Below are 11180 nucleotides of genomic sequence, written 5' to 3'. Positions count from 1 at the left end.
CGCACGATCGCGCGCTTGTCGCCGCGCGGCATGATGAAGGAGAGCGAGGATTCGCGCACTTTGCGATGGTGCACGCTGATATGATACTTCGCGGCCATGTCGATGAACATGCGCCCGAGCCAGTCATCTGCCACGGAAGCGAGCAAATCCGGCGCGATGCCGAGCTTCGCGCAGGCGAAAGCTGCGGTGACGGCGTTGCCGCCGAACGAAACCGCGTATTCGCGGGCGACTTTCTTCTCGTCGCCGCTGGGCAATTCGTCGGCGACGAAGGTGACGTCGATATAGGCCTGGCCGATGAACAGCGCTTCCACGATCGCAAACTCCTTCGCTCACTCGCAGCCCGAATCCGGATGGAGCCGGGCTGCCTCCATAAACGAACGAGTTTATGCGCCGATTGCAACCCCGCCGCAGCGCAAAAATCGCCTTCGGCGTGATCAGGTTGCAGCTTCCGCCTCAGGCGGCGCCACGACTTTCTGATACAGGCGCCAACTGGCATGGCCGAGCGCAGGCAGGATGATCAGCAGGCCGAGGAAGAAGGGGATCGACGCCAGGATCAGCCCAAGCACGATGAACAGCCCCCAGGCGATCATCGGCTTGGGATTCATCACGACGCTCTTCACGCTCGCGATCATCGCCGTGATGAAATCGACATCGCGGTCGAGCAGGAGCGGGAAGGAGATCACTGTCAGCGAGAACAGGCCGAGGGACAACAGCGCACCCACGACATTGCCGACGAGCAGGAAGAGCAACCCTTCGGGCGTGGTGAAGACCACGTTGAGGAAGTCGCCGAGGGTGGCGAAGGACTGGAAGCCGAGGAACAGGGCGAGCAGCAGCCGCACCTGGTAGAGCCAGATGATCAGCACGAACAGCGTGACGAAGGCCATCCAGCCCAGTTCGCGTTTGCTCTGCGAGAAGATCACCCCGAGGATCGGCCCCCAGGCCAGCTTCTCGCCATGATCACGCCTGCGACTCACTTCATAGAGGCCGACGGCGACGAAGGGGCCGATCAGCGCAAAACCCGCCGCGAGCGGGTAGGCGAGATAGACGGCGTCGAGGGCGATCACGAGGGCCAGCATCAGGATGCCGCCGGCGGCATAGACGGCGCCGAAGAACAGCCCGTAGGCCGGGGCGGCGCGGAAATCGTTGAGGCCTTCGTAGAAGGCGGCCTGCACGTCTTCCATGGTGATTTCGCGAATCACCGGCTGCGGCACGGGCTTGTATTCCGGCACCATCGCCGCTGCCTGTCCCTGATCCTGTTCCTGGCCGGTCGTTTCGTGAGCCATCTGCGCTTCTCCCCTGCACGCGCCCCGCCGCTTCTGTTGCGCCGGATCCGGCGCGCCAAGGCGGATGCTGCGCGAATCGTATTATTGTTACGAGAAACCCGCAACCACACCATACGGCGCCCTACTTACGCGGGTGCCGTATCGGTTTTCATCCCTGCCGCGACCGTCGGGGGAGGGGCGGTCGCGGCGCTGTCCGGCTTCAGCCGAGCCGCCCGCTGGCATGGGCCAGCATTGTGTATACCTTGCCGGTCTCAGAGACGAGATAGGTGCGCGTCAGGATCTGGTCGCGATCATCGCGGGCGACCTCGCGCAGCAGACGCTCGAACTCCTCGACATAACGATCGACCGTCTGACGGAATTCCGCATCGCGCCCGTATTTGCGGCGGATCTCCTCAAAGGTCTCGCGGCCCTGCGCGGTGTAGATGTTGCGGTCGAACACGCCGTTCTCGCCGCGATTGAAACGATCCCAGGCGGTCACGACGGCGCTGTGCTCGACCATTCGGGCGATATCAACCGAGATTGCGTTGAGCGAATCGAGCGCAGTGGCGCCGGAATTGCGCGATCCGCCGGAATTGTCGCGCAACGCTTCCGCGCGCGGCTGAGGCTTGGGCGCCGCCGGAGCCGGTTCGACTTTCGCCGAGGGGGCATCATCGTCGTCGCGCGAGGCGCGCAGCAGCAGGTCCGAGAGCCAGCCGCCATTATCGCTGTCCTGACGGGTCGTGGCTGATCGCGGTGCCTGCGTGTCGGTTCCACGCAATTGCATCGTCGCGGGAGCTGTCGCTGAAGGTTGGGCTGCGGGCTGCGCCGCCGGTTGCGGAGCGGGTCGTTGTGGCGCCGGTTCCGCCGCGCGCGCCTGTGGCGGCGGTGCGGCGGGCTGCGGTGCCGGCTGGGCGGGGCGGGAGACAGCCTCTGCCACGGCGGCCATGGCGCCTTGGGATGCCGCGCTCGTGGCCGCGCTCTTGGCCGCGCTCGTGGCCGCGCTCTTGGCCGCACTCGTCGCGGCGCCCGGAGCCGGGCCCGACGTCCCTGTCATGCGCGTTGCCAGACCACTCTGCGTTCCTTGCGACGCGAGGCGCGCCGCATCGGCCTGGGCCACATCCACCGCCTTTCCGGAGCGGCTGACCAGCGACGAGAGCTCGTTGAGCGCCTTGATCTGGTCGGCGACGACGCGTCGCATGCTGGTCGTGGTCTCCTCCGTATCCTTCGGCAGTTCCGCGAGGCTGCGCTTGAGTTCGTTGCGCGTGGTCTCCAGCTCGCGCTGGATCTGCGAGGTCATCGCCCGTAATTCGTCCGTCGCCTCACGGAAGCGCTCGGCGGTTCCTTCGAGTGCGCCCTGCATGTCGCGCGCGACATCCTCATAGGCCGAGCGGATCGCTGCGCTGGTGCGGCTGCGCTCGCCATCCGTCGCCTGACGGATTTCGGCGAACTGCTTGGTGATCGCCTCGCTGCTGGCCTGGGCACTGTCGGCGAGCACGCCGCCGATCTGCCTGGCCTTGCTCTCGGCCTCGGTGAGGGAGCCTTCGATCAGCCCGGTGAACTGCCGGCTGACCTTCTCCATCTCGGCGGCACGCTCCTCGACGCGTGCGAGCAGGCCTTCGAGCGCTTCGCTACGCCCATGCAGGCCGGCGCCCATGCGCTGTTCGAGTTGCTCGAGCATCCGCGTCGCCTCGCCGAGCGCCGAGGCTTGACGTTGCGCGCTCTCGGCCGCGGATTCGCCGCGCGCATCGAGCGTCTTGGCGAGTTCCCCGGCCTCATGGAGCGCACCGGAAGAAATCGAGCGCAGGGCCTGTGCCTGTTCGGCGATCCGCCCGGTGGCCGCGTTGGTCTGTTCGGCGACCTCTCCGAGCAGGCCGGAAATCTCGGTGACGCGGGCGGAGAGGTTGCTCTCGACCTCGCCGAGATTGCCGCCGGCGCGGCGGGCGACCTCGTCGAGAACGCGGTTGGCGTCGTGCAGACGCACCAGCACGCTGCCGAGTTCGCCGCGAATGCGCTCGTTGGTCGCGACGAGCGCATCGATCGCCTGCTGTGCGCCCTCGTCGATGGCGCCCTTGAGCGCTTCGCTGGAGCGACCGTAGACATCCTGCAGCTCGGCGCTGCGCTCGCGAAGCGTGTCGAGCAGGCGGCCGCCCTGCATTTCGAGGGAGCGCACGACATTGTCGCCGGCATCGGCGATCTCGCGCGCAAGCCCCTGACTGCGCTCGCCCAGCGCATGGACGAGGCCTTCACCGCGCACGTCGATCAGGCTCTCGAGCTGGCTGACTTTGGCGCCGAGATTGCCCACCAGTGCGTCGCCGCGCGTGTCGATGCGCTCGCTGAGCTCACCGCCGCTGCGCTCGATCAGGTTGGCAAGATTGCCGACCGTCGTCTCGATATCGGCGATCAGCGCCTGGCCGCGCTGGTCGAGATTGTTGCTGAGCGCGTTGCCGCCCTTCTCGAGCAGGTAGGCGAGCTGGCCAAGGCTGGTATTGAGCTTGGCGACGACTTCCTCGCCACGCGCATCCAGCGTCGCCGTGAGGCGCTCGCCGCCACCGTCGAGCAGGGCGTCGATGCGCGCGATGCGGCCCTCGAGCTCCTGCACGAAGGCATCGCCACGCTGGTCGAGCAGCTTGCCCAGATTCTCTCCGCCATTCTCCAGAAGGCTCGCGATCCGCGAGATCCGGCCCTCCAGGATAGCGACCATGGCCTCGCCACGGGCGTTCAGATTTGCGCCGATGCGCTCGCCGCCCTTGTCGAAGATCGCTTGCAGTTCATCGACGCGGGTGCCGAGCGTGCCGACCAGCGTCTCGCTGCGCTCCTCGATCATGCGGGCGAGGCCGTCCGACTGCTCGTTGAAGCTCTGGGTCGCTGCCGCGATGCGCTCGCCGAGCGAGACCACCATGTTGCGACCACGCTGATCGATGACCTGGCCGAGCATTTCCGAGGAACGGTCGATCAGGGTCGAGAGCTCCTCGATCCGGTTGCCGAGATTGGCCGTGATCTCGCGCCCGCGCGTCTCCAGCTGCTGGCCTGCATCGCGGCCATGACTGTCGAGGGTTTCCGCTAGGGTGCGGGTCTTCTCGTCGAGAATGCCGGCAAGGGATTCGGTGGAGCCACCAATCGCCTGCGCGATCTCCTGGCCCCGCGTTTCGAACAGCGTGGCAATGTCGTCGACGCGGCTGCCGAGCAGGTTTTCCAGGCTGGTGCTGCGTTCGCCGATGCTGCCGGCGGCGGTTTCGAGCCGGGCGAGGACATCGCCTTCGAGCCGGTTGACGCTTGTATCCAGCGCCTGGACGATCTCGCCGGAACGGCTGCCCAGCCTCACTTCGATCTCGTCTGCCTTGGCGGAGAGCGTGTCGGCGATGGCGGCACTGCGGGCTGTGACGATCTCGCCGATCTCGTCGACGCGCTTCTCCAGCGCCTGCGACACGTCGCGACCGCCTTCGGCGAGGACGCGGGCCATCTCGCCGGTGCGCACGACCAGCGCCTCGTTGAGCGCATTGGCGCGTGCGCCGAGCGTGGCATCGACCTTGCCGACGATATCGTCGAAGCGGGTGGTGATTTCGCTGCCGCGCTGCGTCGCGCGGTCTTCGAGCTCGCGCAGGCGGTTTTCGATCATGTCCGCGGCGTCGCGGGTGCGGTCGCCGAGCGTGTCGGCCAGCGCCTTGCCCTCGATGTTGATGACGCGGTCGATCTCGGAGAAGCGCCCGGAAATAACGCCGCTCATGGTCTCTACGTCGCGCGAGAACTTGTCGACCAGCGCGCCGCCGTCGCGCAGCAGCGCCGTCTCGATCCGCGCGAGATTGTCGCCGATCACGCCGGAGAGTTTCTCGGAACCGGCATTCACCGCCTGCTCGAAAGCCTCCGTGCGGGTGCCGATGGCGCCGGTCAGCGCTTCGCTGCGGGCATCGATCGTCGTCTCGAGGCTGCGCGTGCGCTGCGTGAGTGCTTCGGTGAGAGCCGCCGTGTGCGTGTCGAGGCTCTGCTCGATCTGTTGCGTGCGCTCGCCCAGCTTGCCGGTGAGCGTTTGCGTGCGGCTGTCGATCGCCTCTTCGAGATGCCGGGTGCGCTCGCCGAGATCCTGCTCCAGTTTGCCGCCACGTTCCACGATAATGGCTTCGAAGCCGGCAAGGCGATCACCCAGCAGCTTTTCGATCTGCCCGGCCTTCTCGCCGACGAGGCCGGAAACCGATTCACCCGACTGACGCAGCGCATCGTTGATACGTGTGCCCTGGCCGGCAATGGCGAGGGCGACGCTCTTGCCGGTATCAGCCAGCTTCTCCCTGGTCTTTTCGGTGTGTTCGTCGAGATTGCGGTTGAATTCCTCGCCGGAGCGCGAAATTCCCGCTTCCATGCGCTGGCTCGCTTCTTCCAGACGCGCGACCGCCTCCGTGCTCTTTTCTGCGAGGCGGGCAACCACTTCGTCCCCGCGTTTGCCGAGATCGTCACCGATCTCGCGAAGGCCGGCGGAGATTTCCTCACGCATGCGGGTGCCGCGATTGCCGAGTTCTTCTGCAATGCCCTGACCCGTGGCCTCGAGGCGTTCGTTGATCTCGCTGCCGCGTGCTGCAAAGCTTTCTTCGAGCTTGTTCGCGGTACTCTCCAGATTGCTGCGCAGCTGCTCGCCCTGATCGGCGAGTGAGCGGTTGACCTGATCCCCGGTGTCGGCCAGCGAGCGCGTGACGCTCTCGGCACTCTCCAGGATCTTGCCGGAAAGCGCGCCGCTGGTCTCCTCGAGTGAGGAGCGGAATTCGTCAGCGCGCGCGGTGATCGCGGCGGCGAGTTCCTCCCCGGCCTTCGAGATACCGGAGCGTACTTCGTCGGTGACGCCGCCGAGGCGCTGCACGAGTTCCTCGCCGCGCGAGGCCATGTCGTCGACCACCTGTTCGCCAGCGCGACCGAGGGCGGTTGTGATGTGTTCGCCGCGACTCTCGATCGAGCCGCTGACACGGTCGCCGGTAGCCGAAATCGCCTCGACGATGCGCTGCGAAGCCTTGTCGAGATCCTGCGAGAAGGTCTCGTGTGAGCCGGAAATCGCGCCGCGCACACGCTCGGCATTGGCGACGATCGCTTCGCGCTGGGCGATCAGCTCGTCGACCAGCGAACGGATGCGGATTTCGTTGTCGGAATACGCGCGCTCCAGCGTCGAGATTTCGCTGCGCACCAGCGTCTCGAGCTCGCCGGCGCGGGCCAGTGCACGCTCGATACCGTCACCGACGGCGGCGACTTCGCGGCGCACGGCCTGTGACACGGTGAGAACGGCGTCGGTCGAGAAGCTTTCTGGCTCCGCCAGACGCATGGCGACTTCGCCCATGGACCGCGCGACCAGCTTCATTTCCTGCGAGCGCACCGCCAGAACGGCGGCGGTGAAGAAGAAAATCGTCGGCACCAGCATGACGGCACCGGCGATCGCCGTCTGCGCGGCACCCCAGCCGGCAATCATGGCGCCGAGCCCGCCATCGAGGCTCGCAAGCCCGATCAGCGCACCGATCCAGGCGAGCGAAGCCACAGCGGCATAGCCATAAGGCTTGCGAGAGGGGCGCACCTGCATGGCCTGCATCAGCATACCGATGCTCTGGCGGTCGTCATTGGCCACGCGCGTGTGGTCAGGGCTCACCACGCCGGCCTGACGCTCACCCTCCGCGCGGCGGGCGGAGAGCTCCTCATCGAGGGCAGTGCGATCGAAGCGGCGGGTCAGCTCGTTTTCCTCGATGGCGGGAAGGCGCGGCTCGTCCGGCGCATTCTGCGATGCGTCTTCGTTTTCGACCACACTGCCCGGCTTCGTGCCATCGGTGTCCGCATCAGCCTTTTCGGATGATGCATTCAAGGATGAGTCCGTTTCGTTACGCTCGGACTTTTTCTCCGCCGCATCGTCCGGACTAAGGTTCAATGCCTGCTCGACTGCCGACAGCGCCGCTTCCGCCGGATCCTTGAGCTTCTTTTCCGTTGCCATGTCGCCGCCTCGATAACGCAACCATTCGCGGGGTCATGCCTTAGCGCCGGCCGGTTAATGCTTCGCGCCGTGCATGGATGAAACACGTCTCACGCCGCCTCCATGCGTGCAAGAACGCTACCCACGATTTTCCATCGCTGAGTGTAGTCCCCTGCAAACTCAATGAAAACCGGCCCGGGATGCGATTTTAGCCTTTCATTAACGATATGGTTACCAAAGCAGCAAAAGTTAGTCTGCACAAGGGTTTCACGCACCACTTAACTGTGGACCGGGCGCGGGGTGGTGGGCAGAATCGCATTGCGGCCCGCGATGACACACTCTTCGGGCCAATGGAGGCGGGGAATGATGACGAAAGCGGCTGCTGCATCAGAGCGGAACATGCCCTTCCTCGACAGCGACTACCTTGCCACCGCGACATTTGATGACGAAGCGCTGGCGCGCGAACTTCTCGGTCTTTTCGTAGGGCAGTGCGATGCGCTGGCGCCGGTGATCGCGCAGGAAGGCGGCGCGCTGCAGGCGCGCATCGATGCCGCCCACACGCTCAAGGGCGGTGCCCGGGCCATCGGCGCATGCGCTGTCGCCGATGCCGCCGAACGGGTCGAAGCCGGCCTGCGTAGCGAGGGCGTTCTCCCAGGCGCCGAATGGACATGGCTCGAAATCGCCATGCAGGAGACGCGGGCCGTCATCGCCCGGCGCGGGGCGCTCTAGTACGACGCGCAGCGCCGCCTTTTGCATTGCGAAGGCTGGCATCCTGTTTTGAATTGACCTAAGTACCCCCCGGATCGAGGCGCCGGATGTAAGGGCGCGATGCCGGATCGGGCCCGAGGGGCCAAAGGGGAGCATTTGATGGTCAAGATCAATTTCGTCGATTTCGAAGGCAACAATCGCACGGTCGAGGCGGAACCGGGCGCCACGGTGATGGAGACCGCGATCCGCAACAGCATTCCCGGCATTGATGCCGAATGCGGCGGCGCCTGCGCTTGCGCCACTTGCCATGTTTATGTCGACGAAGCCTGGAGCGAGAAGGTCGGCGGCCCCGAGCCGATGGAAGAGGACATGCTCGATTTCGCCTTCGCCGTGAAGCCGACTTCGCGTCTCTCCTGCCAGATCCGCATCACGGAAGAGATGGACGGCCTCACCGTCCACACACCGGAACTCCAGGGCTGAGGGCGCGGCTCTCTATTCCGCCGGGAGTTTCGGCGGGGCAGATTGGGGGAGGTTGGTGGAGAACCAGCCCGTGGTCGTCTCGCAGCCGGCTTCCGGGTGGCGCGGCACCAGAAAGGCGAGGCTCAACGAGATCAGGGCGATGAAGGCGCCGATCATGAACACGGCGCTGGGATCCGTCATCCAGATCACACCGAAGACCACCGGAATGAACACGGCCGCGATATGGTTGATGGTGAAGGCCACGCTCGCGGTGGGAGCAATATCGGCGGGATCGGCGATCTTCTGGAAATAGGTGCGCTGCGCGATGGTGAGCGTGAAGAAGATACCGTCGACGATGAACAGCGCGCCCGCGACCGCCGCGCTTTCAGTCAGCGCGTAGCCGAGAAAGACCACGATCAGCGAGACATTCTCGATGATGATGGTCCTGCGCTCGCCGAGTACGCCGATCAGGCGCCCCAGCAGCGGGGCGGCAAAGATGTTCACGGCACAGACCACGAACAGCAGCTGGGCCATGCCGGCGACATCGTAGCCGAAGCGCTCGACCAGCAGGAAGCCGCCGAAGGCCATGAACAGTTGCCGGCGCGCGCCCGAGAGGAAGGTCAGCACGTAATACAGCCAGTAGCGCGAGCGCAGGACGAGGCCCTTGTTCTGCGGCACGCTGCCCTGGAAGCGCTTGAACACGCTCATTGCCGTGATCGCCAGCATGATCGTGGTGCCGCCGGCGACCAGGAACAGCGCCTCGAAACTCGGCTCCATCAGGAAATATACCGCCCCGATGCCACCATAGGCGGTGAGCTGCGCCGCCGCATTCGCGCCGTGGATCTTGCCGAGCCCGCCCGGCGCCTCCTTCTTCGAGAGCAGCTGCAGGGCCAGCGCCTGGTTCGCTGTCTCGAAATAATGAAAGCCGATCGACATGATCGTGGTGGTCAGGAGCAGACCGTAGAAGCTGGGGAAATACCCGGTCATGGCGATGCCGATGCCGAGGATGATCAGGCTGAGATAGGCGAGCATCTGCTCGCGCATCACCATGAAGAGCAGGATCGCGGTAAAGGCGAGGAAGCCGGGGATCTCGCGCACCGACTGCAGCACGCCGATCTGGAAGCCGGAAAAGCCGGCTTCCTCCTTGGCGAAATTGTTGAGCAAGGCCTGCCAGCTCGCGAAGCCGATCCAGTTGATGAAGGCGAGCGTCATCAGGAAGATGATCGGTGAGGCGAAGACGGCGCGCTCGCGCCACGGGGCGTTGGAAGCAGGCAACACGGAGCATTTCCATGAAGATGACGGGAGATCGAACTGTGCTCTGCGGGACGACGCCCGTCAAATCCGGGATAGCTTCAAGCGGAGCACAAACGCGACGTTTGACGTGCGTCAAAGCCCGGAGCCGAACGGCATGCGAACGTGCAACGCTGAGGTTCGGCATTGCCACGACCGGGACACACCGCAAGAAGCCATCCGGTCAGCCAGTCAGGAGTCCCCCATGTATGAGACCATTCTCGTCCCCATCGACATCGCCGATCCCGACACGTCAAAGCCTGCCGTCGCGCGCGCTGCGGCCATGGCGAAAGCCGGGCAGGGGCATCTCCGCCTCGTCTATGTGCGCTCGATCATGCCCGTCACCTATATGGAGTTCGTGCCGCCCCAATTCGACGAGCAACAGCAACGCGAAGCCGAAGACGCGCTTGCGGAACTCGCGGCGGAAATCGATCTGCCGGATGAGCGTGTCTCCTCTGTCGTGCGTCTGGGCTCGATCTATCACGAGGTGCTCGACGAGGCCGACAAGTGCGGGGCGGATCTGATCGTGATCGGTTCCCATCGCCCGAGCATGTCGACCTATCTGCTCGGCTCCAACGCCACGACGATCGTGCGCCACGCCAAGATCTCTGTGCTGGTCGTGCGCTGACGCGCCCGCGTGACCGGGCCTTGCACGACGGGAAGGGCTGATTTGCGCCGGGCTGATGCACGCGGGCTTGCCCTGCGGCTCGGCCCGGCGTAACTGATGCGCGACGCAATGAGATCCGATCCCGCCGAAGGCCCTCCATGACCGCCAGTTCCAGACAACAGCAGCCCCAGCCTCCGGTACCCGGTGCGCGCATCCTCGTGGTCGAGGCGCGCTTCTATGATGATCTAGCGGACGCGCTTCTGGGCGGCGCTCGTGCGGCCATCACGCAGGCTGAGGGCGTCGCCGAGGTCTTCACCGTGGACGGTGCGCTTGAAATTCCCGCCACCATGGCGATCCTGCTCGACCGGGCCGAGGCCGCTGGCATGCCCTATGATGCCGCCGTGGCATTGGGCTGCGTGATCCGGGGCGAGACCGGGCATTACGAGATCGTAGCCGGCGAAAGTGCGCGGGCGCTGATGGATCTCTCCGTGGCCCGCCGCCTTCCTCTGGGGAATGGTATCCTGACGGTCGAGAATGACGCCCAGGCCCGGGCACGGGCCTGCGTCGACGAGATGAACAAGGGCGGTGGCGCAGCCGATGCGGCGCTCACGGTTCTGCGCATCAAGCGCGGCCTGGTGACGGGGTTCTGATTATGGTCAAAAGCAATCCCGGTAAAGGCAATCCCGGCAACAACCGAGCCAGCGAGCGCAGCGCCGCCCGCCTCGCCGCCGTCCAGGCGATCTACCAGATGGAGGTGTCTGGCAAGGGCGTGGTCGAGGTCACCGCCGAATTCGAGGCACACTGGATCGGTCGCGAGATCGAGGGCATGACCTTCAATGCCTCCGACATGCCCTTCTTTCGTGACCTTCTCTCTGGCGTCGTACGCGAACAGCGCGCGATCGACCGCGCCACCGACGAGACACTC

General features: G+C 65.4%; 9 protein-coding genes. 5 read left to right on the top strand and 4 right to left on the bottom strand.

The genetic code is table 11. The features are described 5' to 3' along the window. The 3 genes from VKP01_RS08925 to VKP01_RS08915 all read right to left on the bottom strand — a co-directional run. Nucleotides 1–311: PfkB family carbohydrate kinase (locus VKP01_RS08925; RefSeq protein ID WP_324411798.1), on the bottom strand; the 311-nt coding region annotated here is incomplete at its 3' end. 123 nt (nucleotides 312–434) lie between these two features. Then, entirely contained in the window at nucleotides 435–1232 is a 798-nt protein-coding gene (locus VKP01_RS08920) for a DUF2189 domain-containing protein (protein ID WP_324411799.1), read from the bottom strand. 250 nt (nucleotides 1233–1482) lie between these two features. Then, entirely contained in the window at nucleotides 1483–7212 is a 5730-nt protein-coding gene (locus VKP01_RS08915; protein ID WP_324411797.1) for a hypothetical protein, read from the bottom strand. 342 nt (nucleotides 7213–7554) lie between these two features. On the opposite strand from VKP01_RS08915, the gene VKP01_RS08910 reads away from it, so the two are divergent. Together VKP01_RS08910 and VKP01_RS08905 are read left to right on the top strand one after the other, a co-directional pair. Then, nucleotides 7555–7920: an Hpt domain-containing protein gene (locus VKP01_RS08910; RefSeq protein ID WP_324411796.1), complete on the top strand. Its 366-nt coding sequence runs from the start codon at nucleotides 7555–7557 to the stop codon at nucleotides 7918–7920. Between the two features lie 138 nt (nucleotides 7921–8058). Next, nucleotides 8059–8379 (top strand): 2Fe-2S iron-sulfur cluster-binding protein, encoded by a 321-nt coding sequence (locus tag VKP01_RS08905; RefSeq protein ID WP_324411795.1) that lies wholly within the window; start codon nucleotides 8059–8061, stop codon nucleotides 8377–8379. A 12-nt stretch (nucleotides 8380–8391) separates the two neighbouring features. On the opposite strand, the gene VKP01_RS08900 is transcribed toward VKP01_RS08905, so the two are convergent. After that, nucleotides 8392–9636, bottom strand: a complete 1245-nt coding sequence (locus VKP01_RS08900; RefSeq protein ID WP_324411794.1) for an MFS transporter — start codon at nucleotides 9634–9636, stop codon at nucleotides 8392–8394. 217 nt (nucleotides 9637–9853) lie between these two features. On the opposite strand from VKP01_RS08900, the gene VKP01_RS08895 reads away from it, so the two are divergent. The 3 genes from VKP01_RS08895 to VKP01_RS08885 form a co-directional block, all read left to right on the top strand. Next, complete coding sequence (locus VKP01_RS08895) at nucleotides 9854–10276, top strand: universal stress protein (RefSeq protein WP_324411793.1); 423 nt, start codon at nucleotides 9854–9856, stop codon at nucleotides 10274–10276. Between the two features lie 137 nt (nucleotides 10277–10413). Then, nucleotides 10414–10905 (top strand): 6,7-dimethyl-8-ribityllumazine synthase, encoded by a 492-nt coding sequence (gene ribH, locus VKP01_RS08890; protein ID WP_324411792.1) that lies wholly within the window; start codon nucleotides 10414–10416, stop codon nucleotides 10903–10905. A 2-nt stretch (nucleotides 10906–10907) separates the two neighbouring features. Then, nucleotides 10908–11180: transcription antitermination factor NusB (locus VKP01_RS08885; RefSeq protein ID WP_324411791.1), on the top strand; the 273-nt coding region annotated here is incomplete at its 3' end.

The organism is Saliniramus sp. (assembly GCF_035311605.1).
Classification (GTDB): Bacteria; Pseudomonadota; Alphaproteobacteria; order Rhizobiales; family Beijerinckiaceae; genus Saliniramus.
This window is presented reverse-complemented; position numbering and strand designations above follow the sequence as displayed.